At 52.3% G+C, this 24,534-nt stretch carries 21 protein-coding genes; 18 read left to right on the forward strand and 3 right to left on the reverse strand.

The genetic code is table 11. The features are described 5' to 3' along the window. Positions 1–5 precede the first annotated feature (5 nt). Positions 6–2,669 carry a YfhO family protein gene (locus OCH80_RS06410; RefSeq protein ID WP_404539077.1) on the reverse strand — a complete coding sequence of 888 codons (2,664 nt, stop codon included), beginning with the start codon at positions 2,667–2,669 and terminating at the stop codon, positions 6–8. 87 nt (positions 2,670–2,756) lie between these two features. On the opposite strand from OCH80_RS06410, the gene OCH80_RS06415 reads away from it, so the two are divergent. The 16 genes from OCH80_RS06415 to OCH80_RS06490 all read left to right on the forward strand — a co-directional run bounded on the left by OCH80_RS06415 (position 2,757) and on the right by OCH80_RS06490 (position 18,859). Then, positions 2,757–4,865, forward strand: coding sequence for a peptidoglycan D,D-transpeptidase FtsI family protein (locus OCH80_RS06415; RefSeq protein WP_404539079.1), 2,109 nt, complete (start codon positions 2,757–2,759; stop codon positions 4,863–4,865). A gap of 78 nt (positions 4,866–4,943) precedes the next feature. Then, positions 4,944–5,093, forward strand: a complete 150-nt coding sequence (rpmG, locus tag OCH80_RS06420) for a 50S ribosomal protein L33 (protein WP_008461198.1) — start codon at positions 4,944–4,946, stop codon at positions 5,091–5,093. A 59-nt stretch (positions 5,094–5,152) separates the two neighbouring features. Beyond that, a complete protein-coding gene (locus OCH80_RS06425; protein ID WP_404539082.1) occupies positions 5,153–5,725 on the forward strand; it encodes a 5-formyltetrahydrofolate cyclo-ligase in 573 nt (190 codons plus the stop codon). Positions 5,726–5,729: 4 nt separating this feature from the next. Next, entirely contained in the window at positions 5,730–6,401 is a 672-nt protein-coding gene (locus tag OCH80_RS06430; RefSeq protein WP_206988446.1) for a rhomboid family intramembrane serine protease, read from the forward strand. An 11-nt stretch (positions 6,402–6,412) separates the two neighbouring features. Further along, on the forward strand, positions 6,413–6,637 hold the full coding sequence (locus tag OCH80_RS06435; protein ID WP_404539119.1) for a YqgQ family protein: 225 nt from the start codon (positions 6,413–6,415) through the stop codon (positions 6,635–6,637). Positions 6,638–6,701: 64 nt separating this feature from the next. Beyond that, positions 6,702–7,103 (forward strand): rhodanese-like domain-containing protein, encoded by a 402-nt coding sequence (locus OCH80_RS06440; RefSeq protein ID WP_206988444.1) that lies wholly within the window; start codon positions 6,702–6,704, stop codon positions 7,101–7,103. A 106-nt stretch (positions 7,104–7,209) separates the two neighbouring features. After that, the gene (gene miaA / locus OCH80_RS06445) at positions 7,210–8,130 is read left to right on the forward strand and encodes a tRNA (adenosine(37)-N6)-dimethylallyltransferase MiaA (RefSeq protein WP_404539085.1); all 921 of its coding nucleotides are present in this window, start codon (positions 7,210–7,212) and stop codon (positions 8,128–8,130) included. Between the two features lies 1 nt (position 8,131). Then, a complete protein-coding gene (locus OCH80_RS06450; RefSeq protein WP_404539088.1) occupies positions 8,132–9,376 on the forward strand; it encodes an aminotransferase class I/II-fold pyridoxal phosphate-dependent enzyme in 1,245 nt (414 codons plus the stop codon). A gap of 142 nt (positions 9,377–9,518) precedes the next feature. Further along, positions 9,519–10,856 carry a type I glutamate--ammonia ligase gene (gene glnA, locus OCH80_RS06455; RefSeq protein ID WP_154547692.1) on the forward strand — a complete coding sequence of 446 codons (1,338 nt, stop codon included), beginning with the start codon at positions 9,519–9,521 and terminating at the stop codon, positions 10,854–10,856. Between the two features lie 268 nt (positions 10,857–11,124). Next, positions 11,125–12,543 (forward strand): DHA2 family efflux MFS transporter permease subunit, encoded by a 1,419-nt coding sequence (locus tag OCH80_RS06460; RefSeq protein ID WP_404539091.1) that lies wholly within the window; start codon positions 11,125–11,127, stop codon positions 12,541–12,543. A 277-nt stretch (positions 12,544–12,820) separates the two neighbouring features. Next, entirely contained in the window at positions 12,821–13,999 is a 1,179-nt protein-coding gene (locus tag OCH80_RS06465) for an MFS transporter (protein WP_404539121.1), read from the forward strand. Between the two features lie 154 nt (positions 14,000–14,153). Next, complete coding sequence (locus OCH80_RS06470; protein WP_404539094.1) at positions 14,154–14,558, forward strand: arsenate reductase ArsC; 405 nt, start codon at positions 14,154–14,156, stop codon at positions 14,556–14,558. Beyond that, positions 14,558–14,929: a hypothetical protein gene (locus OCH80_RS06475; protein WP_404539097.1), complete on the forward strand. Its 372-nt coding sequence runs from the start codon at positions 14,558–14,560 to the stop codon at positions 14,927–14,929. Before OCH80_RS06470 ends, OCH80_RS06475 begins: the two co-directional genes overlap by 1 nt. Before the next feature lie 143 nt (positions 14,930–15,072). Further along, positions 15,073–16,266 carry an MFS transporter gene (locus OCH80_RS06480; protein ID WP_404539100.1) on the forward strand — a complete coding sequence of 398 codons (1,194 nt, stop codon included), beginning with the start codon at positions 15,073–15,075 and terminating at the stop codon, positions 16,264–16,266. 39 nt (positions 16,267–16,305) lie between these two features. Next, entirely contained in the window at positions 16,306–17,256 is a 951-nt protein-coding gene (locus tag OCH80_RS06485; protein WP_404539103.1) for a M48 family metallopeptidase, read from the forward strand. Positions 17,257–17,404: 148 nt separating this feature from the next. Further along, on the forward strand, positions 17,405–18,859 hold the full coding sequence (locus tag OCH80_RS06490; RefSeq protein ID WP_404539106.1) for an APC family permease: 1,455 nt from the start codon (positions 17,405–17,407) through the stop codon (positions 18,857–18,859). A gap of 78 nt (positions 18,860–18,937) precedes the next feature. On the opposite strand, the gene OCH80_RS06495 is transcribed toward OCH80_RS06490, so the two are convergent. Next, positions 18,938–20,710 carry an oleate hydratase gene (locus tag OCH80_RS06495; RefSeq protein WP_404539108.1) on the reverse strand — a complete coding sequence of 591 codons (1,773 nt, stop codon included), beginning with the start codon at positions 20,708–20,710 and terminating at the stop codon, positions 18,938–18,940. A gap of 678 nt (positions 20,711–21,388) precedes the next feature. Between OCH80_RS06495 and OCH80_RS06500 the strand changes: the two genes are divergently transcribed. After that, positions 21,389–22,501 carry a vitamin B12 independent methionine synthase gene (locus OCH80_RS06500; RefSeq protein ID WP_404539111.1) on the forward strand — a complete coding sequence of 371 codons (1,113 nt, stop codon included), beginning with the start codon at positions 21,389–21,391 and terminating at the stop codon, positions 22,499–22,501. 70 nt (positions 22,502–22,571) lie between these two features. On the opposite strand, the gene OCH80_RS06505 is transcribed toward OCH80_RS06500, so the two are convergent. Beyond that, entirely contained in the window at positions 22,572–23,501 is a 930-nt protein-coding gene (locus tag OCH80_RS06505) for a DegV family protein (RefSeq protein ID WP_404539114.1), read from the reverse strand. A gap of 145 nt (positions 23,502–23,646) precedes the next feature. On the opposite strand from OCH80_RS06505, the gene OCH80_RS06510 reads away from it, so the two are divergent. Further along, positions 23,647–24,363 carry a DUF975 family protein gene (locus tag OCH80_RS06510; RefSeq protein WP_404539117.1) on the forward strand — a complete coding sequence of 239 codons (717 nt, stop codon included), beginning with the start codon at positions 23,647–23,649 and terminating at the stop codon, positions 24,361–24,363. Positions 24,364–24,534 lie beyond the last annotated feature (171 nt).

The following is a 24,534-nucleotide window of genomic DNA, read 5'->3' on the forward strand; positions in this document are numbered from 1 at the left end:
CATTTTTAAATTGGATAATTGCCATCCTGGTCATAGCGCCTGATCGCGCTAAGCCGGCTCCAAATCTTGTAAAGGAGCAGGGTGATCAAGGAAAGCAGGCTGCTGAAAAGGAAGAGCCGGGGCACGTAGATTAAGGTCAGCTGGTGCTTGCCCTTGGCCAGCTTCCAGGTCAAGAAGACATTGGCATATTTGCCGTTTTTTACCCGCTGGCCCTGGTCATAGACAAGCCAGTTCGCGGAATAAGGGATGGTCGAGGCCAGCCGCTTGCTTTTGGCCAGCGTGAAGGCACTGGACTTGATGCACAGGCTGCCTGCCTGGAAAAGCTTGAGCTTGGGCTGGCGCAACTTGGCCAAGGCCTGGCTGACCTGTTGGTTTTGCAGGTGCAGGATCCGGGCGCCAAAGAGGTCAAGCGAGTTCTTTTGCAGGGTGAAGACGATCTTGACTTCATTGCCCTTTTGTCCCGAGGCAATATTGACCAAGCGGGTCTGGTCGTCGCGGCTTTCAAAGTCATAAAAGATGTCGTTGACCGTGAGGGAGTCCTTTTTAAAGTCAAAGCCGCTTGGCAGCTCAAAGTAGTAGGAATCGTTGCTGTCGGGGGTGAAGTAGAAGGTGATGCTGGCTGGCTTGGCCGGATTAACCTTGCTGAAGGCCAGGGCGTTGTTGGACTTGGCTTTCAGGTTGGACAGCTTGTAGGCCGGCAGATTCAGGTCGTCAAACAGCTTGAGCCGCTTTTGTCCAGTCAGCTTGGCCAGGAGGATTTCCTGGTTGGCCGCCGGATCGTCGTTGACGAACTTGACCGCAGTCGTCTTGGCGTCAGTAGCAAAGATCAGGGGCAGGGCCGCTTGGTTCTTGAGGATGCTGACCTGCTTGAACTGCTTGCTTGGATAGCAGTTGAAGAGGTCAGCCCGGTGGATCAGGTTGTCATAAGCCATCCGGGCCTTGGCGGAGACTCCGTCAGCTGAATAGTTGGGTTGCAGGTAGTACTTGATGCCCAGGAGGCTGTCCGTGATCAAGGTGCCGCCCTGGTTGGTGTAGGAGTTGCTGTTGTGGACGTAGCCCAGGCTGGTCATGAAGCTTGAGACTGCCCGGTTGCTGATGGAATTGAAGGTCGTGATCCCGTAGTAGCCGCCCGTGAAGGGGTCATCATCTGACCGGCTGAAGGTCTTCTCCAGCCGGTAAAGGGTAGGATCATGCTTTTGCTGCCAGCTGGCGGCTTCACTCACGTTGACGGCGAACTTGGAGTAGTCTTGATTGTTCTGGTAGGACAAGGCGTTCAGGGACCAGACTAAGTTGAGGGACATTTCGGCCATGGCCAATAGGCAGAGGTAGTAGGCCCCGTACTTGTGAAAGCCATGGATGAAAAAGATATACAAAAGCGCGGTCAGGAGGAAGAGGCAGCTGGCCAGGACGTCATCCTGGCTTAAGAAATTCAGGTGGCTGGGATTCAGAATCAAGTAGATCGCCAAGCCAGCCGCGAAAAGCGAGGCCAGAATTTTTTGGAGCAAGGAGAAGGCGACCGGCTGGCTGATGGTCGCCAAGGCCAGGTCAAGGGCGAAAAAGGCCAGAATAAAGCTGAAGCGGCCCGGGTACCAGACCGGAAACTGGCCCATGTGCCAGATCAAGACCAAGGGAGTAAAGTCCAGGGACAGGACCAGGAAGAAGAAGAGGGCGAAATTGGCCAGGCGCTCTTTAAGCTTGATTCGCTGGTCAAAAAAGTAGATCAAAGCGACCAGCAGAAAGCCGCTGCCGATGAAGAGGTTGGGCATCCCGTCCTCCATTTCCCCAAAGCTGTAGGAGCCTACAGCCAGCTTGCCCAAGATCTTGAGGGGGGCAAACTGCCAGCTGAAGGACCAGACGGCGTCAGAATCGGCCTTGCCCTGAAGCAGCTCGGCCAGAGTCGGCAAGAGCATGAACAGGCAGAGGAAGCTGGCAATCACGCTGGCTGACAGGTAGCGGCCAAAGGCCCGCCAGATGAACTTGGCGTCGGTTTTTGACCAGTTGATGACCATCCGGGAAAACAGATAGAGCGCGCCAAACAGCAGGGCCATGTAGCCAGTATAGAAGTTGGTAAACCAGATGAGGAAGGTGACTAGGACCAAGTGGCTTTTGCCTGCCAGGGGATGCTTGACGAAGAGCCGGTCGATCTCTTGGACCAAAAATGGCAGCAGGCAAAGGGTGTCCAGCCACATCAAGTTCAAATTGTTGGCCACCACGAAGCCGCACAAGGCATAAGCCAGGCTGGCCGCCAGGGCGGTGGCGCTTCTAAGCGGGTATTTGGTCTGCCAGACTTCATAGCTGGCCAGGCCAATGGCCCCGATCTTTACGGAGATCAGGACCAGGATGGCCAGGGGCAGCTGCTTTTGCGGAAAGAGCAGGAGCAGTAGGTTGAAGGGGCTGAGCAGGTAATAGGCATCCGTCCCCAGCATTGAATTGCCTAAGCCGCTTGCGAAGGTATAGATCAAGCGCAAAGGGTGGGTCAGGAGGTTCTTTTGGTAGAAGGCCAGCAGATCAACGTACTGCTGGCCCAGATCCACCGTCAGGACGTTATAGCCCTTGCTGGCAAAATAGGCAAAAAAGATCAGGGCCGGTAGGAGGAAGCTGAACCAGTAGGGCAGCGCGCTGAGGCTGAAGATTTTAGAGCAGCGGTTTTTGAGTTTTTGCGGACACATTAAGAATTATCTAACTCCTCTCCAATGTGATAGAATTGCGAACGGCTTTTTGTTAAAATGTCTTTAGTTTAGTGAGGAAGATTTATCGTGAGTTATTTCAGAAAGAATAGCGGGACTGGCAACGGAAGTCAAACCGCGAATACGCCTCTCAGAATGAAAATCCTGGTAGGTATTATTTTAATCCTTTTTGCCGCTTTGATCGGCCAATTGGCCTATTTGCAGCTGGCTTACGGGTCAAGATTTGCCGCGGAAGTCGATTCAACCGACCAAAACACGATTTCCAAGTCCGTGCCGCGGGGGATTATGTATGACTCCCAAGGACGGATTCTGGTCGGCAACAAGGCGATCAACGCGGTAACCTATACGCGTGGCCTGTCGACTAGCCCGACGACCATGTACAAGGTTGCCAATGCCCTTAGCAATTATATCGAAATTACGGATGAAAAGCCGTCTGAAAGAATGGTAGCCGACTACTACCTGGCTGACAGCAAGCGTGAGGCCAAGGTCAAGAAGGCCTTGCCCAAGAGCCAGAAGAAGACCAGCCTGTCAACCAGCCAGATCAACGACTATGAAGTGGCCTACGTTGAAAAGCAGCTCAAGCCTGCTTTGACCAGCAAGGAGAAGACGGCAGCCTTGATCTACAACAAGATGTCCGGGGCTACGACCCTGTCCACGATCAACCTGAAGTCCAACGGCCTGACCAACAAGGAAATCGCCCAGGTTGGCGAGCACTTGTCAAATCTGCCGGGCGTAGGGATCGGGACCGACTGGAACCGCTACTACCCAAATGGCTCATCCATCAAGAGCATCATCGGATCCGTTTCCACGACCAAGACCGGCTTGCCAAGCGACAGCCTGCAGTACTACCTGGTCAATGGCTACTCCAGAAACGACCGGGTCGGCACTTCATATCTTGAAAAGGAATATGAGGCCCTGCTGAAGGGGACCAAGGCCAGCTACAAGGTGACCTCCAAGTCCGGCAAGGTCTCCAAGACTGAGCAGGTTTATGCCGGCCAGTCTGGGGCCAGCCTGAAACTGACGATTGACGCCAAGTACCAGGCTGAGGTCACGAAAGCTTTGAAGACCCAGTTCAAGAAGGCCATCGGTGCCGGAGCAGCTAAATTGTCCAGCGGGGCCTACGCCGTGGCTATCAACCCTAATACGGGGGCAGTTTTGGCCTTGTCCGGAATCAGCTATGATCCATCAAAGCAGAAGATCACCGATAATGCCTTGGGCAACATCAACCAGTCCTTCGTCATGGGTTCTGTCGTCAAGGGGGCGCAGGTGGCAGGCGGCCTGATCAACAAGGTCATTACTCCAAGCAACTCCACCTTGCCTGATACGCCGATCTACCTGCCCGGCTCACCAGTCAAGAAGTCAATCTACCCAGTTGGGATCTTCAGCTCCCTGGACGCGCCAAGTGCCCTGGAAGTTTCTTCAAACATCTACATGATGCAGCTGACCCTGCGCTGGATCAAAGCTGGCTATGTAGCCAAGTCCTACATTCACATGCCGCAGACGGCCTTCCAGACCCTGCGCAACAACTTTGGCATGTTTGGCCTGGGGCAAAAGACCGGGATCGACCTGCCCGGGGAAAGCTCCGGGATTCAAGGCTCCTCCTTTGACTCTAAAACTGGCTTGATCAGATCCGGCTCCGTCCTGGACGAATCCTACGGGAACTATGATGCCTATACGCCAATTCAATTGGCCCAATACGTGTCAGCCATTGCCAACGGCGGCTACCGGATGCAGCCGTACGTAGTCAAGTCGATCGGCCATACCTCCAGTGACGGGAAGCGCTTCTCGGTTTACTACAACAAGAAGCCAACCGTCCAGTTCAAGATTCCATGGACCCAGTCTGAGCTTGACGTCATCAAAGACGGCTTCTACCGGGTCACCCACGGGAGCAATGCCTGGGGGACGGCCCATAGTTTGAAGAACGTCAAGCCATCCATCTCAGCCAAGACTGGGACGGCCCAGACCTTCTACTACAATGCCAAGACTGGCAAGTCAACCGACACGGAGCTGATCAATGAAACCATGGTTGGCTGGGCTTCATCAAACAACCCGCAGATTGCCTTCGCGATCGTCTTTGCTGGCTTTGATCCAGACCTGGAAGGGTCTTACAACAAGGATCTGGCCAAAGCGATGGTCACGTCCTACTACAAGCTGCACAAGGGCCAGTTCACGAATTAGTGGCAAAAAAACTTGCTCTCTTTTTCATAAAATGTTATCATTGGACAGTCAGATATTAATTTGTAGGTGGTGAAAACAATGGCAGAAAACATCATTTTGGAATGCACTGAATGTGGCGACAGAAGTTACTTATCCAAGAAGAACAAGCGTAAGCATCCAGAACGTTTGACCTTGAAGAAGTATTGCCCAGTCGAAAGACAAGTTACTCTTCACCGTGAAACTAAGTAATAAAGATGGCAGGTCCTTCCGACCTGCTTTTTTATTTTGCTGATTTTGGGAGGCAGAAAATGGACAAGCGGACTTTCCGCAAGCAGCAGATCGCCAAATTGGCGGCTTTTGCCAAGAGCGGGGAGAAAAAGAAAGAAGACGCGGTTTTGACCCGGAAGGCCTTGCGCCTGCCGCAATTAAGGGAGGCCAATGACATTGGGGTGACCTATTCCCTGGTCAGTGAGGTTGACACCTCCAACCTGATTGCCCAGCTTTGGGAAGCTGGCAAAGGGGTCTGGCTGGCCAAGAGCCATCCTGACAAGAGCATGGACTTTGTTCGCTATGAGCCAAGCACGGTCTTGCAAAAGTCCAAGTTTGGGGTCATGGAGGTGGCGGACCGGTCAGCCGCCATCAAGAATGACCTGGACCTGGTGATCGTGCCCGGGCTGGCCTTCAGTGCTAGTGACCACAAGCGCCTGGGCTTTGGGGGCGGGTATTATGACCGCTTTTTGGCCAAATACCAGCCGCAGACCGTTTCCCTGGTCAATTCTGTCATGCTCTACCCGGAAGCCCTTTGGGGGGCGGAAGCCTTTGATTACCCAGTCGATTGTCTGCTAACCGTGAAAGCAGCAGACCAGGAAAGGGACAGGTAAATTTATGAGACGCAGCCAGCAGAACTATATGACGACTTTGATCGTGGTTGTCCTGTTTATCGTGTTTATTGCTGAAGAATTGCTGGGCGGGTCGGAGAATACGTCCGTCTTGCTGAAGCTGGGGGCCACGTACAACCCGGCCATCGTGATGAAAAATCAATGGTGGCGGCTGTTTACGGCCCAGTTTCTCCACATCGGGATCATGCATATTGCCTCCAATGCGATCATGATCTGGTACATTGGCCAGTATGCTGAGCCGATTTTCGGCCACCTGCGCTTTTTGCTTTTGTACCTGGCCTCAGGCGTTGGCGGCAACCTGCTCAGCCTGGCCTTCGGCAATGACAATTCCCTTGGGGCCGGGGCTTCCACGGCCTTGTTCGGCATCATGGGGGCTATGGCCGTGGTCGGCTTCAAGAACAAGGAAAGCGACCTGCTGAGCTTCTTGGGCCGGCAGGCCCTGGCCTTAGCCGTCATCAACCTGCTTTTGGACATTTTTATGCCTGACGTCGACATCTTGGGCCACTTGGGCGGACTGATCAGCGGGCTGCTCCTGGCCGCTTTGCTGGGAGACGAGACTTACAAGCAGTTCGGCTTTTGGAGCCGGATGCTGGCCACGGTTCTTTTGGCCGTCTACGTAGTCGTGACGGTTCGCTTGGGGATGGTGATCAATCTATGAGAAGAAAAGTCATGAAGACCCTCTATGACGTCCAGCAGCTCCTGGAAGAGTACGGCGTCCTGGTTCACGTGGGCAAGCGCAAGTGGGATATTGAGCTGATGGCGATTGAGCTGGACAACATCTACCGGGCCGGCGTCTTGGACCAGCGGACCTTTTTGAATGCCAAGATGATTCTTAACCGCGAGTACGAATATGAAGAGCGCCAGGAACGGGAAAAGAAAGCAGACAAGTCCTAGCGGTTGAAGGCTTTTAGCGGTATCATTGTAGTTATGTTGATTTGCAAAAGGAGCACATAAGTTTATGAGTACTTTTTTGATCGTTTTAGATATCATCCTGGCCGCGATTCTGCTGGTCTTCCTTGGCTTTTGGGCTTACAACCGCATCCAGGCCAAGCGCTTTGGCGGGGAACTGACCAATGATGAGTTCAAGAGCGGGATGCACAAGGCCCAGATCATTGACGTGCGCGAGGCTGACGAGTTCAAGCGCTCCCACATCGATGGGGCCCGCAACATTCCCTACACCATGTTCAAGTACCAGTATTCTGAATTGCGGCCAGACCTGCCAGTCTACCTGTATTCAGACTCATTGACCATGACCCTGCGCTGCGTGGGCGTTTTGCGCAAGCATGGCTTTAGCAAGGTTTCCTACTTGAAGGATGGCTTTGCAGAATGGAACGGGCGCAAGAAGGCGTCAAAGAACTAAGAAGTTCCCAAAAAATCATTCAACTCTTTAAAAAGCTTGCTGAGATCAATTCTCAAGCAAGCTTTTTTGGTTTATCATGGTTAGTGATAGAAAAATGGAGGACAAAATGCAGAAGATTGTGGCAATCGTTGGACCGACGGCCATTGGCAAGACCAGCCTGGCCATCCGTCTGGCCCAGAAAATCCAGGCCGAAATCATCTCCGGCGACTCCATGCAGATCTACCAGGAGGTTGCCGTGGGGACGGCCAAGGCCACCAAAGAGGAGCAAGCGCAGGTTCCCCACTACCTGGTCGACCAGCATTCGGTTTTTGATGACTACTCAGTCAAGAATTTTGTCGATGAGGCTCAAGCTGCCGTCAAGCAGATCACAGCCAAGGGCCGCTTCCCGCTCTTGGTGGGCGGAACCGGCTTTTACGTCAATGCTTTGCTGAATGACTTGAAATTGGGCGACCGGGCTGATGAGGAGCGGGCAATTGCGCCGGAATGGCGGGATTTTTTGGCTAAACAGGGCCCGGAAGCCTTGTGGAGAGAGCTGAACAACAAGGACCCGGCAGCCGCTGCCAAGATTCCCCCGGCCAATTCCCGGCGGACTCTGCGAGCCCTGACGGTGATCAGCCGGACTGGCTGTTTGTTTTCAAAGCAGCAAAAGGAGATCAAGCCCAGGTATGACTACCTGATTATTGGCCTAAACGGCAACCGCAGCAAGATCTATGAGCGGATCAACCAGCGCGTGGATCTGATGATGGACCAGGGGCTGCTTGATGAGGCCAGGTTCATCTACCAGAACCGGGCCAAGGAGCACCAGGTTTTGCAGGCGATCGGCTATAAGGAGTTTTTCCCTTATTTTGCCGGCGAAGCCAGCCTGGCTGACTGCGTAAGCAGCCTCAAGCAGGCCTCGCGCCGCTATGCCAAGCGGCAGCTGACCTACTTTAGGAACAAGCTGCCGGTCGAGTGGTTTGACCCCCTGGATGATCCGGACTGTTTTGAGAAAATCGTTACCCGAGTAGAAAATTGGATGAAGGATTAACATGAACAATTTACCTGAAGAATTAGCTAAGATCGTTAAAGAAGTCGACGCCCAAATCGCGCCGCGCCTGGCCGAAATCGACGAGCAAGTCGTCTACAACCAGGCCAAGGTCCTGCAGGCTTACGTGGACAACGCGGTTGCCGAATCAGACCTGAAGGGGACCAACGGATATGGTGATGACGACGCCGGCCGTGACAAACTGGAAAGAATCTACGCCCAGGTCTTCCACACGGAAGATGCCCTGGTGCGTCCGCAATTCGTTTCCGGAACCCACACCTTGACCTGTGCCCTTGACGGGAACCTGTTGCCTGGCGATACTTTGACCTACCTGACGGGCATGCCTTACGACACCATGCAGCACGTCATCGGGCTGACCCCGGACAAGCGCGGCACTTTGATCCAAAAGGGGGTCAAGTTCTCCCACGTGCCGCTTAAAGACGGCGACATCGACTATGAAGAGGCCGAGAAGGTCCTTAAGCGCGACCACCCGCACATCGTTGCCATCCAGCGCTCCCGCGGCTATGACACCCGCCAGAGCTTCACGGTGGACAAGATCAAAGCCATGATTGCTTTCGTCAAGAAGGTCAGCCCAGACAGCCTGGTCTTCATTGACAACTGCTACGGCGAATTTTCTGAAAAGCACGAGCCAACCGAATACGGTGCTGACTTTATGGCCGGCTCCTTGATCAAGAACGCGGGCGGCGGCTACGCCAAGACTGGCGGCTACATCGTCGGGACCCACGAAACGGTTGAAAACGCTGCTTGCCGCTTGATCGCGCCAGGCATCTGCCGGGAAGAAGGGGCAACTTTGACCAACATGCAGGACTTCTACCAGGGCTTCTTCATGTCTCCGCACACCACTGGCGAAGCCATCAAGGGCATGATCTACTCTGCTGCCTTGCTGGAGAAGCTGGGCTATGAAGTCAGCCCGAAGTGGAATGATCCCCGCACTGACTTGATCCAGACCATTACCTTTGGCGATCCGCAAAAGATGATCAATTTCACCAAACAGATCCAGAAAAATTCGCCTGTTGACTCATTCGTTGAACCAATCCCATCAGACATGGCCGGCTACGAGGACAAGGTCATCATGGCCGCCGGCGACTTCGTGTCCGGGGCGACTATCGAATTCTCCGCGGATGGACCAATTCGTCCGCCATACGCCCTTTACATGCAAGGCGGGCTGACTTATGCCCACGACAAGATTGCGGTTACAAACGCTGTAAAAAATACTTTTTTTAAGTAAAATCGGGAAAATCCCTTTTTAATTAAAAAGTTCATTAGACCAATTTGACCTGAGGCCCGCTGAGTGTTACTGTTAATACATCGATTGACACAGAGCCAATTGAGTAATTGATAGTAAATTATTCTTTTTTAAAGGTGAAACAATGAGCAAAGTTATTACTGAAGAAGAAATCCGTAAAGAAGTAGAAGAAAAGAACGTTCGCTTTTTGCGCTTGGCGTTCACTGACATCAACGGGACTTTGAAGAACCTGGAAGTTCCAGTCAGCCAACTGGATGACGTTCTGGGCAACCAAACCCGCTTTGACGGTTCTTCAATCGACGGTTTCGTTCGCTTGGAAGAATCCGACATGATCTTGTACCCAGACTTGTCAACTTGGACCGTTTTGCCATGGACTACTCCAGAAGAAGGGACCATCGGCCGGATGATCTGCTCAGTTCACAACGTTGACGGCACTCCATTTGAAGGGGACCCAAGAAACAACCTGAAGCGGGTCGTAAAGGAAATGAACGACATGGGCTTCAGCGAATTCGACATTGGCTTTGAAGCTGAATTCTTCCTCTTCAAGGAAGGCAAGGATGGGGAAGCAACCATCAAGCCATGCGACAGCAGCTCATACTTCGACATGGCTTCTGAAGACGAAGGCGCCCGTTGCCGCCGTGAAATCGTTGAAACTTTGGAAAAGCTTGGCTTCCGCGTTGAAGCTGCCCACCACGAAGTTGGTGACGGCCAACAAGAAATCGACTTCCGCTTCGACGACGCCTTGGCAACTGCCGACAAGCTGCAAACCTTCAAGATGGTTGTCAAGACCATTGCCCGCAAGTACCACCTGTACGCCTGCTTCATGGCTAAGCCAGTTGAAGGCCTGGCCGGCAACGGGATGCACACCAACATGTCCTTGTTCAAGGATGGCAAGAACGCCTTCTACGACAAGGATGGCCAATACCACCTGTCAACGACTGCTTTGACCTTCTTGAACGGCATCTTGGAACACGCCCGCGCGATTACCTGCGTTGCCAACCCAACTGTCAACTCATACAAGCGTTTGATCCCAGGCTTTGAAGCTCCTGTCTACATTTCATGGGCTAGCCGCAACCGTTCACCAATGGTCCGGATTCCAAACGCCAACGAAATCGGCACTCGTTTGGAAATGCGTTCAGCAGACCCAACTGCCAACCCATACCTGCTTCTGTCAGCCTGCCTGAAGGCTGGTTTGACCGGCATCAAGGAAGGCAAGCTGCCAATGGCACCAGTAACTTCAAACTTGTTCGAAATGAGCGATGAAGAACGCGCTGACCTTGGCATCAAGCCATTGCCATCAACTCTGCACAACGCGATCAAGGCCTTCAAGGAAGACGATGTCGTAAAGTCAGCCTTTAGCGAACACATCGTTGACAGCTTCCTGGAAATGAAGGAAACTGAATGGTCACTTTACACGCAATCTGTTTCACAATGGGAAGTAAAGCGTTACTTCAACTACTAAAATCAGCTCTCAGCTAAAAAATTTACTAAGCAGGAAAGAGGAAGTCTCAGTGACTTCCTCTTTTTTTGCTGCTTTAAGATTTTCAATATTTAATAAGGTCTTCTGCAGACATCCCTGGTTTTTAAATCATACTTAATAAATTTAAGCTTAATAGCTAAAAAAGCAAAAAAACGAGCAAAACCCTGTATTTTTAGCAAATATTGCTTACGAAAGATTCTACAAACTGGTAAAGTAATCAATTGTCATGATTGAAAACAGGAGGTAATCTTTGAAAAATACTGAAAATAATGTTGCAATGAAGGCAGTCGTGCCGACGGCTCATCCATGGCTGGCCATGCTGCCCTTGATGATCGGCGCCTTCGTCGGCATGTTCAGTGAAACTTCATTGAACATCGCTTTGCCGCAATTAATGGCGGCCTTAAAGGTCGGGCAGGGGCAGATCCAATGGCTCGTGACCGGCTATATGCTGGTGATCGGGATCGTTCTGCCGCTTTCCAGCTTCTTGACCAAATGGTTCAGCACCCGGCAATTGACGATTTTTGCCTTGCTGGCCTTTATTTGCGGGTCAATCGTTTCTGGACTTGGAAGCAATTTTGGAATCGTCCTGCTGGGCCGGATGGTGCAGGGGATTGGGACTGGGATCATCCTGCCCTTGATGTTCACGGTGGCGATGATGATCTTCCCAATGCAAAAGCTGGGCTCCGTCAACGGGGTTCTGGCCTTGGTCATCATGTTTGCTCCAGCCATTGGGCCAACCTTGACTGGCTTGATTCTGGCCGCTTCATCCTGGCGCTTCGTGTTCTTTTCTTTTGCCATTATCTTGGCTGTCGGCTTGCTGTTTGCCTTTACTTCATTAAAGAACGTTGGCCGCTTGACCAAGCCAAAAATGGACCTGCCATCAGTGCTGCTGTCAGCTTTGGCTTTTTCCGGCCTGATTGCCGGGGCCAGCTTCGCTTCTGAATTCGGCTGGCTGTCAGTGCAGGTCCTGGTCACTTTGCTGGTCGGCATCGTTTGCCTCTTCTTCTACAGCCGCCGGCAGCTGGCCATGAAGACGCCAATTCTTAACCTGCGCGTTTTCCGCCACAAGAACTTTGCCTTGGGCGGGATCTTGATGATGCTTGACTTCGCCGTAATCCTGTCAGCGATGTACATTTTGCCCCAATACCTGCAAAACAGCCTAGGCGTCAAGGTAGCCTTGACGGGGCTGATCATGCTGCCAGGCGGCTTGGTCAATGCCTTGACCAGCGCCTTGGCCGGCAGAATGTATGACGCCCTGGGGGCCAAGTGGCCAAGCCGAATCGGCTTCATGATCGCCTTGCTTGGCGCCGCAATGCTGGCCCTGGGGAGCAGCCGCAGTGCTGTCTGGTACGTGATCACGGCGCACATCGTCTTGATGATCGGGACGCCTTTGGCCATGTCGCCAGCCCAAACCTCAGCCCTGAACTCTTTGGAAGGAGCTGAATCAGCTGATGGCTCAACCATCTTGAATACCATGCAGCAGATCATCGGGGCCTTGGCCACGGCTTTGTCCACCAGTTTCCTGACTTTGGGCAAGGGACTGACCGCTGGCTCAATGACCGCCAAGTTTACTGGCGGCGTACACTTTAGCCTTTATTTCACCATCGTCTTGATCCTTTTGGGCCTGCTGGTCTCATTCAAGGTGACGGATGATGGCCGGCCTGACTAGATATTACTAGTCTGATTAGCAATTTTAGTTTAATTAATTAAGCACTGTCTTTCCTTGTAAGCGTTCAGCTTGCTTTTCCACGAGAAAAAGCAAAATGAACGCTTTTTTTGCCCTTTTTTAGGCCAAAAGATGGTAACCTTTAATATGATTTTAAGGATCAAATGCTAAACAAAATTTATTCAGCTTCTTTAATTAGCTTAATTAGGATAAGAGGAATCAAATCGTGAGTACCAAAGCCCAAACTTTATCAACTCATAAGCCCAATGCCACGGGGAGGATGCACCAGGAAAAGAGCAAGTCCATCTATTCCAAGGACGTGATCTTGGTCATGGCCGCTTCATTCTGCTTTATGTTCGGGACCATGTTCAACAATCCTTTGATCAACGGCTACGCTGAAAGCCTGGGAGCCAATTCGGTTCTGGCCGGGGTTATCGTCGGGATCATGAGCTTTGCCGCCATGTTCTTGCGGCCAATTGCCGGCAACCTGACGGACAAGTTCTCCAAATTTCAGCTGTCCTTTATTGGGGGCATTCTGATCTTCCTTGGGATCGTGGGCTATATTTTCGCGCCTAATGGGGAGCTGCTCCTGCTCTTCAGAATCATCAACGGTACTGGCTACGTCCTCTGCACCGTCTGCATGACCACTTGGATTGCCTTTCTGGTGCCGCGCCAGCACGTTGGGGCAGCGATGGGCCTCTACGGCTTGATGAATGCCTTGGCTATGTCCGTGGCGCCAGCTATCTCAATCAACCTGTACGACAAGATCGGCTACCGGCAGACGATGATCATTCCGGCAATTGCCACTTTGATCATGCTGGTTTCCATCCAGTTCGTGTCCAACCACGCCGTGCCAAAGCCCAAGCCGGCAAGCAGCAAGAAGAAGTTCAAGATCATTTCTGTCAATGCCCTGCCGGTGGCGATCTTGACGACTTGCTTTGGCATTTCTTACTTTATCACCCAGGCCGATATCGTTACCTATGTCGACAGAATGCACATGAACGTGGCGGTCGGGAGCTACTTCCTGATTTATGCCGTCGTCTTGCTGTTGATCCGGACCTTCCTGAAGAACTACTTTGATACGGTGCGCTTTGGCACCTGGTTCTGGATCAGCTTTGTTTCGACCATTATTTACCTGTTGCTTTTGACTTACATGAGCAACAACTTCATGATGGCCCTGGCTGCCGCTGGCATGGCCTTTGGCTATGGGGTCATCTACTCAGTCCTGCAGTCAACGGCTTTGCTTTTGTCGCCGGCTGATGAGCAGGGTTTGGGCTCAAGCACCTTCTATCTGGGCTTGGACGTGGCCATGGCCTTTGGCCCAATGCTGGCCGGGGTGATCGCCAAGAACCTGCCTGGCCGGGAGTTCTACCTGGTGCAGCTGGCGTTGATGCCGATCGCGCTCGTGGTCTACTTGATCTGGCGCAAGCGATTGAATGGGGCAATTGACCACCACTAGTCAAGATGACAAACAGATGAAAAGCACGAAGGCGGCTTGATCGGGCAGATCAGGCCGTCTTTTTTCTGGCAAGCTTTGCTATTTGGCCAAGAACCCCTATAATTAACTTGTTGGAAGAAGCAGGCAGACTGCAGTTGCATTTTAAGGAGCAAAAATGGAAAAGATTGCTTTTATTTGTACTCACAACTCCTGCCGCAGCCAGATCGCGGAAGCCTTCGGCAAGGCTTTGGCCAGCGATGCTTTTGAAAGCTGGTCGGCGGGCACGGAAATCAAGGACCAGATCAATCCCGACGCGGTTAGAATCATGAAAGAGCGCTATGGCATCGATATGATCAAAAACGGCCAGCACAATAAAACCTTGGCTGAATTGCCGCCGGTAGACGGAGTCGTGACCATGGGCTGCGGGGTTGAGTGCCCATTTTTGCCCTGCAAATGGCGGGTCGACTGGGGCCTGGACGATCCGACGGGACAGGCGGATGCCGCTTATCTCAAGACAATGGAAGAAATCAGGCAGAAGGTATTGGACCTGCGCCAGCAGGTGCTAAAGGAGCGAAAATAATGGATTTGAAGCAGCTAAAGCAGGACTATCTCGACTGGGAAGCTAAGCACACGTTTTTTTACCCATGGAGCGAGACGGTTTTTGAAGTCGAAAATGACCTGGTTGATGCCTATGGCCGCAAGCCCTTCGTTCTGGTGGAAGAAGGGGGCGGCCGCTACACGGTGACTGATGACGGCTACTTGATGTTCAAGTACAACCCTTTGGAAGACAATGACGACTTGAATGAATACGCGGCAGGAATGGTCATTGATGCCGGCTTTGACTTTGACCAGGAACACGGGGTGATTTCCCGCGAGGTCAGCCAGGCAGCCTTACCGGCGGCCATCAACGGCTTGATGCAGCTGGAAATTATGATGTCATACATTGCCTAGGACGATTTCCTGGGAAATAGGCGGGCTCTTATCCCTGAGAGGGGAGGCAAGAGCCCGTTTCTTGTCTAAAAAATCAGGAGCGCAGATGCCAGCAAACGGCCTGGGCAATAAAGCAATAACAAAGAAAGAAGCATAAACAATTAATGAAGGCAAGAGATCGCTTAATTTTGATAATTGTGGTTGCCTTTGGCTTTGCCATGCGGGCGCCAATCACCGTCGTCCCCTTGATTATTGACCAGCTGGCCCGGGGCTTGCACGCTTCGGTCAGCAATTTGGGGATATTGACCACGATCCCGTTGGTCATGTTCTTGAGCTTTTCGGTCGTGGCCGCAAAGGAAATGACCAGATTTGGCTTGCGCAAGACTCTGAATTTCGGCCTGGCCGCCTTGCTAGCCGGGGCTTGCCTGCGCTTATGGATTTCCTGGCCGACGATCTTGCTTGGCACGGTGCTGGTTGGCTTGGGGATCACCCACGTGAACGTGCTGACGCCATCAGTCGTTTCAAGCTATGAGCCACAGCGGGTGGCCTCGTATACGACTTCATATTCGACTGCCATTTGCCTGGGCACGGCCATTATGAGTCTGCTGGCCGGCCCCCTCAATGAGCATTTTGGCTGGCAGTCGGTATTATGGTCACTGATGATCGTCTGCGCCATTCCCTTTGTCTTGTGGCTGTTTGCTCCAAAGTCTGACTATGAGCTCCGGCTGTCAAAGCGGGCGGAAAAGTCGCCAAGCGTCAAGAAAGGCAAGCTGACCGATCTACTGAAGAGCCGCTATACTTGGGCTTTTTTGATCATGTTCGGCAGTCAGTCCATCATCAACTATACTTTGATTGCCTGGCTGCCAGTCCTGATGAAGTACCATGGCTTTGCCCAAGGCCAGATCAGCGTCGTCTTGTCCTGCTACTCCTTTGCTGGCTTGCCGGTATCGCTCTTTTTGCCCAGATTTCTGGATGGAGCCAAAGAGCGGACCCAAGCCGCGGTTTCCTGGACCATCAGCCTGATTGCTCTGGTCGGCGCGGTCTTGATGTTCTGGCAGAGCCAGATGCCGCTGGCCTTTTGGTACTATCTGTCAATCACGGCCGGCGCCTTGACCGCTGTCTTCTTCATCATGGCCCTGACCTTGTTCCCGCTGAAGACCACCACGCCCCAAAAGACGGCTCAATTGTCCGGGCTGACCCAAAGCGGCGGCTACTTCATCGCGGCTTTTGGTCCAATGCTCTATGGGGCAGCTTACAAGGCCAATCCGCTGGGAATAGGACAGAACATCGCCTACGTGCTGATGATTGCCTTGTGTCTGCTTTCCAGCTTGATTGTCATTAAAATGCCGAAAATTTAGCCAAAAGCAGTTTAAGAAAAATGAAAGAAGGAAATGCGGATGCTGTATAAGCAAATTGAGCAGAACAAGCGCAATACTTGGCTGGCAATAGGCGGCTATGTGCTCATTTTGGGAGCAGCGGCATGGTTTATTGACTACCTGACCGATACTATGGCTATTAGCTGCTTCTTCCTGGGTGCCGGCTTGATCTACCTGGCCTACATCTATTTTGACGCAACCCGGCATTTGATGAAGATTACCGGCGGCGTTGAAGTCAGTCGGGAAGAGGCGCCAGAGCTCTATGAACTGGTAGAGGAGATGAGCCTGGCAGCTGGCCTGCCGATGCCCAAGGTTTATGTCGTCCCGCTGGCTGAGCCGAATGCTTTCGCCACGGGCCGGGATCCGGAGCATGCCAGCTTGGCCGTGACCTCAGGGCTCTTGCGGCTGATGAACAAGAAAGAGCTCCTGGGCGTCATTGGTCACGAGATGTCGCACATCCGCAATTATGACATGCGGGTGACCACGATTTCTTCTGGCCTGTATACTTTTATCCTGCTGGCGGCCTTGGGCTTAACCACTTTGGGCTTGGGCTGCTTTACGACTAAGGTGCGGGGATGCATTTCCGCCATCATCCTCTGGTGCTTTGGCGCCTTCTTCTTGGCCGTGGGTCTGGCCCTCTTGCTGGTGGCTTTGCCGCTGGCCTACTTGCTGAACTTGGCGACCTCCCGGCAAAGGGAATACTTGGCGGACGTGGGCTCAGTCGACTTGACCCGGGATCCCTCGTGCATCATCTCGGCCTTGGAAAAGCTGGAAGAGTTTGCAGCGGTAGCGGAAAAAACGGCCAAAGAAGACCAGGCCGCTGATTTCACTGCCGCCCGCCGGGATGCCGATCCAATGGTCAGGGCCTTGGCCTTCAACGTCTTCAAGAGCAAGCATTTTTGGGCCAACCTTTTTTCCGACCACCCGACCTTGGACCGGCGGATTGCCCGCTTGCAAGAAAGCATGAAATAGTTATTGAAAATCAGCAACAGTTTTCAGACTGCTGCTGATTTTTTTGCAAAAATTCAACTAGAAAGGGCTTACATTGCTTTGGCAAGTTTTCTCCGCTCCCCATGCGACTATAATTAGGACAGGTGTTTAAATATGAAGGAGGAAAAAGATGGATTCTTTAGATGAGACAGGAAAAAGAAAATATATTTCCTGGCCCGTCATTGCCCTGATGGACTTTGTCACCGTCATCGGCTTTGACGATATTATTTACAACTTCCAGAACCAAGGCTTGGCCGTGGTCTCCGACTGGATCATGCTGCTGGTTCTGTTCGTGATTCCGTATGAAATGATGGTTGGCCACTTGGGGAGCGTCTTTGCGAAAGAGGGCGGCGGATTGTCATCATGGATCCGGCACACGTCCGGCGACCGGATGGGCTACATTGCGGCTTGGTGCTACTGGGTCGTTTCCCTCCCATACCTGGTTGACGTTGCCAACTCGACGGTAATTTCCTTTGCCTGGCTCTTTAAAGGCCGGGCCCTCAATGACCGGGAAATGTCCAACTGGGCCTTTGCCCTGTTTACGGCGGTAATCTTCGTGCTCTTTATTTTCTTCCAGCATAAATTTGCCAACTCCTTGCAGTGGCTGTCAGTCATTGGCGGGGGAGCCATGTTCATCATGACCATCCTCTTCGTCATCATGACTTTTGCATACTTGGGCCAGGGGCGGCCAATCGCTACCCAGCCCTTCCACTTCAAGAACTTCCTGCCGACCTTTAACATGAAATTTCTGATGAGTCTGGGCCTGCTGATTTTTGCCATGAACGGCAGTGAATTCGTCGCGCCATACGTCAACGAAATGAAAGACGGCCCGCATGACTTCCCAAAGGCCATGTACATGCTGGCGGCAATGACGGGCTTTTTGACCATCTTCGGTTCCTTTGCCCTGGGGGTCTTCTTTAATGCCCACAAGCTGCCGGATGACTTGAAGATGAACGGATCCTACTATGCCTTCAAGGCAATGGGGGACAAGTTCGGGATGGGCAACTTCTTCCTGTATGCCTTTATCATCACCCAAGCCCTGTACATGCTGGCCCAGCTGGCAGTCCTGGTCGATGGCGGGGCCCGGATCTTCCTGTCAGACACTGCCAAGCAGTATTTGCCCAAGCAGTTGACCAAGGTTGACAAAAACGGCCTGCCAATCAATGGCTACTGGCTGACGACCTTCATCTGCTCAGTCCTGCTCTTCTTGAGCGCGACCCTGCCAACGGTCAACGACATCTTCAACCAGCTCTTGAACTTGAACGGGATCGTTTCGCCATATGTGACCGGCCTGCTTTTCTGGGCCTTTATCAAGGTGCGGGTTCATGAAGAGGACTACCCGTCAGCCTACGTCTACATCAAGAACCGCAAGTTTGCCATCTTTGTCGGCTGGTGGTGCCTGATCATCACCTTGACTGGGGCTACCTTCGGGATCGTGCCAATTGACGCCAAGTACGGCACGGCCAAATGGGTCCACATGCTGGTCTTGAACATCGTTGAGCCATTGTTTATGATCGGCTTGGGCGTGATCCTGCCAATCATTGCCAAGTGGCAGAGAAAACGCGACGGAGAGGGCAGCGATTAGTTAATAAGCCAATTCAAAAAGCCCTGCACGAAATTCGTGCAGGACTTTTTGTGTGTTATTGATTCAGCTAGCTATGGTTTACAGCAGCTTGGCTTCTTTCAGCAGTTCTTCCAGCCAAGTGCCCTGGACCTTCTTCATGGCCCCTTTAACCGCAATCTTCGGCAGCGGCAGGTCCATCTGGTCGATTGGCTTCTTGTCGTTTAAGTAGTAGGTAGCCTTCAAAAGTTCCCGGATGTCGTAGACGGAGTCAAAGACTTCCGGAACCCCGCGGTCAACGTTGAGCAGGCTGTAGACGGCTTCCATGGCGGTCCGGACTGAGTATTCAGTCGTGAAGACCGTGTCGCGGGTCGGGGATTCGGCAAAGTTGCCGATGAAGCCCAGGTTCCGTGAACCAGCTGGAACGACGTCTGGCCGGTCGCCCTTCTTGCGCAACTGGAAGTAGGCCGTTACGTAAGGCATGTAGACTGGGATCGTGTTGACGTAGTCTTCGCCGGCATACTTCTCGATCAAGTCGTCTGGAACGCCCAGGTGGTAAAGGAGCTCTTCAGTAATTTCTTCACCCGTGCAGTCAACGACCCGCTTCTTGATGTAGTTGCCTGGAGTGTCAGAGTAGAGGGCATAGATCCAGACAACGGTCTCGTTTTCCTTCTGGTCCTTGAAGTGCGGCTGCCGGTGGATGGTGAAGGAGAGCATCCAGTTGGAGTCAGTTACCGTAATGATCCCACCCGTGTTGACGCGGTGCTGATGGATGTCGCGCTTGGTCAGGCGCTCAAAGTATGGCTCAAGGGTGGCGTCCTTCATGGTCATGGTCGCGGAAATGTACCAGGCCCGTTCTGGAATGTTTTCGCAGAAGACTTCTGGGTGGCCAAAGTCAGGCGACTGCTTGGCTAGGTTCTTCCACAAGGTCCAGGAGCCGCCCAGCTTGTGGGTGATTGGGGCTGGCGCGTGATGGGTGCCGTAGGTTGAGCTTTCAACGATGGACCCGTTGGTAACCAGGACGATGTCGTTTTCCGTCAGGTCAAGCTCGTGCTTCTCACCTTCACGGGTGTAAAGCAGCTTCTTGGCCAGCTTTTCGCCATTGGCACAGTCAACGATGACGTTTTCAACCTGGGTGTCGTACCAGATTTCAACCCCGTGGTCCTTGAGGTAGGCCAAAAGCGGCTTGGTCATGGACTCATATTGGTTGTACTTGTTGAACTTCAAGGCTGACAGGTCTGGCAAGCCGTCAATGTGGTGGATGAAGCGCATCGCGTAACGGCGCATTTCAATCACTGAGTGCCACTTTTCAAAGGCAAACATGGTTGCCCAGTAAGCCCAGAAGTTGGTTTCAAAGAATTCGTCAGAGAACCAGTCTTCGATCGTGATGCCTTCCAGCTTGTCTTCCGGGGTCATGATCAGCTTGACGATTTCGCTCGCACACTTGCCCAGGCCATATTGCCCGTCGGTTGGAACCCGGTCGCCGCGGTGGTGGATCAGGCGGCAGTTTGATGAGTTCGGGTCGTCGCGGTCAAGCCAGGCATACTCGTCCAAATAGGAAGCACCTGGAATTTCCAGGGAAGGAATGGACCGGTACATGTCCCACAGACATTCAAAGTGGTTTTCCATCTCCCGGCCGCCCCGGATGATATAGCCGTATTCCGGCCGCTTGATCCCGTCCAGAGACCCCCCAGCCAGGGCTTCTTCTTCCAAAATGTGGATCTTGCTGCCCGTCATGTGGGCATCGCGAACCATAAAGACGGCCGCAGCCAGGCCGGCCAAGCCGCCACCGATAATATAAGCATTCTTTTCGGCATTTTCCTTTGGCGCGCGTGCGTCAATAAAAGCTTCATAGTTACCGTTAGTGTAATGCATGGTTTTTACCTCATAAATTACTTGTTAACAGATTAACTTTCGATTTCAAGTGCATTGTAACACCTAAATGAAGCGCTTTCAATCGTGGAGGGAGAAAAAATATTTCTTTTGAGATTCTTAATAACTTTCCAAAAGCAAATTGGTCTTCTCGTTTTCAAACAAGCTGCCATGGATTAAGCCATAAGGCACAATTCTTTAACAAGGAATTCTGGAAAAACAGCCGCAGATTTTTGCCTAATCGCTTAACTTTTTTAGTTTTTTGGCAATTGCCGGTCTTGTCTTGACTCTGTGTCCAAAGGATTGTAGAATTATGGCAATTAGATTAACGACTGCTGAGAAAAGATGAGTAGTTATTGAAGGCTATTAAAGAGAACCGGGGCAGGTGAGAGCCGGCATAGTCGCAGGTAGCGAAGATGGTCTTGGAGCAAGATCCGGAGGTGAGCACGGCAAGCCTTCGACGAGTGGCGCCCGTTATTGCGCCTGGGTTTCAACAGGAACCTGTAGAGGATCCAACTGTGAGGGTGGATCGAAATTTAGGGTGGTAACACGCAAGCGCGTCCCTTGGCCAGCAGGGCCAGGCGGCGCGCTTTTTTGCTCTGGCCGTTGATTATCTTATTTTTAGTTGATTATCGTGACTATTGATTATTTTCGTATTTTGAGAAAGGACTTTGAACAATTATGACCAAACAGGCACCATATCGCAATGACATCGTCGGCAGCTTTCTGCGGCCAGCAGAACTGAAGGAGGCCCGCGCCAAGTTTAAGGCCGGGGAATTGAGCCAGGAAGAATTGACCAAGGTTGAAGACAAGTGGATTAGCGACTTGATTGCCAAGGAAAAGCAGGCCGGTCTTAAAGCAGTGACTGACGGGGAATTCCGCCGCAGCTGGTGGCACTTGGACTTCTTGTGGGGCCTTAAAGGCGTCATCAAGTATGACTACCAGCAAAGCTACAAGTTCCATGGGGCCAAGACCAGAACTGACAACGCGGAATTGGGCGGCAAGGTAGCTTACAACCCAGACCACCCCTTCTTTAAGCACTTCCTTTTTGTCAAGGAACACGCGGGCGAAGGCGCTGAAGCCAAGCAGACCATTCCTTCTCCAACCATGCTCTTCCGCGACAACCGCTCCGACAACTGGCCAAAATTCTACAAGACATGGGATGAATACCTGCAAGACTTGGCCAAGGCCTACAACGAGACGATCAAGCACTTCTATGAGCTTGGCTGCCGCTACTTGCAGATTGACGACACGACTTGGGCATTTTTGATCTCCAAGCTCAACGAAAGCCAGGACAAGCCTGAAGAACATGCTAAGTACGTGCACTTGGCTGAAAGTGCCGTTAAGGTCATCAACTGGACTTTGAAAGGCCTGCCGAGCGACTTGACGGTCACGACCCACATCTGCCGCGGAAACTTCAAGTCAACCTTCTTGTTCTCAGGCGGCTATGAGCCAGTAGCCAAGTACCTGGCCCAGCTGAACTACGATGGCTTCTTCCTGGAATACGACTCAGACCGGGACGGGGATTTCAGTCCTCTGGCCACCATCTGGAATGGCCGCGAGAACGTGAAGATCGTTCTGGGCCTGGTGACTTCCAAGTTCGGGGAGCTGGAAGACAAGGAGGCCGTCATCAAGCGGATCAAGGAGGCGGCAACGCACGTGCCGCTGGCCAACCTGTGCCTGAGCCCGCAATGCGGCTTCGCTTCAACTGAAGAAGGGAACGTCCTGACTGAAGCAGAAGAGTGGCACAAGCTGGACCTGATCAAGGAGATCGCGGACGAAGTCTGGGGTTAAAGCATGAAAAAAGTGCAAAAAAGCCGCGTGGAGCAATTCCACGCGGCTTTTGCGGTTGATTCCGCATTGCTTAAAATTTTTCGCCAACGGCTTCAGAATGCACGTCAGCCAGCGGCTGCCCCTGCTCATCAAAGTAGGAATCCAGCTTTCGGCACCAGATGATGGCTACGGTATGCTTGCCGCAGTGGACGCCAACGACGGGGCCAATGATCGACCGGTCGAAAGCGTCCTTTGGAAACTGTTCTTGGTAGTCCTTGAGCCAAGCCGCCCCCCGGTCAGGGTCGGCAGCGTCAAAGATCGTGGCCTGGATCGGGTAGGACTTGCCCGCAGTCAGGTCCGCAAAGTCCTTTTGGACATGCTTGTAGGCCCGCTTGTATTGGCGCTCTTTGGCAATGGCCGAGATATGGCCGGTCTCCTGAACGTCCAAAGACAGAATCGGGGTGATGTGCAACAGGGACCCAATGAAGGTGGCGGCGTTAGAAAGGCGCCCGGTCCGCTTCAAGTGGGCCAGATTGTCGACCAGGAAGCGGACGCCAATGGTTTGGCGCAAGTCTTCCAAGTCTTTCATGATCAAGTCCGCGTCCGCCCCGGCCTTGACCAGGCGGGCAGCCAAGATGGCGCAGTCAGCCAAGCCCGCGCAGGTGATATGGCTGTCGAATGGGTGGATCTTGAGGCGCTTTTCCTCAGCCGCGTAGCCGACCAAGTTGCTGTAGAAGCTGGAAATCCCGCTGGACAAGGTCAGGATGATGACGTCCGTGTAGCCTTCAGCCACGTAGCGGTCGATGAATTCCTCAATCTGGCCAAAAGAAGGCTGCGAGGTCGTCGGCAGGGTTTCGGTATGTTCGATTTTTTCATAAAACTCGTCAGAAGTGATGTCGACCAGGTCATAGTAGGTCTTGTCGCCCCAAATCAAGGGAATCGGCACGACGTCGATCTGGTACTTGTCCTGCTGCTCCTTGCTCAGGTAGGCAGAACTGTCGGTAAGAACGGCAATTTTCATATTTTTTCCCTCCAATCATGCTAACTATATTGTAGTTGAAAAAGGAAACCTTGCCAATCAGTGAAAAAAGGTAGAAAAGAAGTGGGTGGCCAAATGCTATAATTAAAAGGAAGATCCAACAATAGAAAGCGATGAAGGAATAATAATGAAAGCAGCTGATTGCCGGGCCGCGGCCCGGGAAGATTTGAAGAAAATACCGGCAAGGGTTTACGCCCCGCTGGGCCTGTTGGCCTGCTATTTGACGGCCATTCCCAATGTGATTGGCATTTACGCCTCTGCCGGGGACGTCAATTGGGGACTGACCATCCTGGCTTTTGCCTTGGCCTTGCTGGCTTATCTTTACCAAGCGGCCTTCATGCTCTATTTGAAGCGCTGGCGCGCCCATGTCAAAATTGGCGCGGTCAAGCCAACCTTTTGGGAAGTCCTCTCTGGCAAGCGGATTCCGCGCCTTTTGGAATATGCCGTGTTGCAGAGCGTGTTGACTCAGAGCGTCGACGTGGTGTCCATGCGGGTGATGACTGATGGCAAAATGGCCTCCGGCCTGCGCTTTTCAATCACGACTTTGCTGGCCATAATTTTGATTTGGTTCTTAATGCGGCTGTCGCAAGTGCCATACCTGATCGATGACGACTTGCTGGAGGGCAACCGCAACGGCTTTTTTGACGAGGTCAATGAAAGCTGGCGGCTGATGAAGGGCCGCTGCTGGTCGTTCTTCTTCTTGAACCTGTCCTTTTTGGGCTGGATTATCCTGCAGAACGTGACGGGCGGGCTGGCCAGCTTCTTCGTGCAGCCATACCTGGCCTTGGCCTGCGCGGAATTTTACAGCCAAATTCTGGAAGACGAGCACATTTTTGACCGTTAGCAAATCTTAAGCTTTTCAGGCAGATTTTCCTGTTTGCCAGTCTCAAAATAGACTATAATTGTGAGTGCTAACTACTAGTCTCAAAATATGTAATTAAAGTGTGCTGACGTGTTTAAATGGTGGTATAATAGACTTATCCTAATAGAAAGGACGAGTCTATTTTTTATGTCT

It is taken from the genome of Lactobacillus sp. 23-2, from assembly GCF_044902225.1.
In the GTDB taxonomy this organism is placed as follows: Bacteria; Bacillota; Bacilli; order Lactobacillales; family Lactobacillaceae; genus Lactobacillus; species Lactobacillus absianus.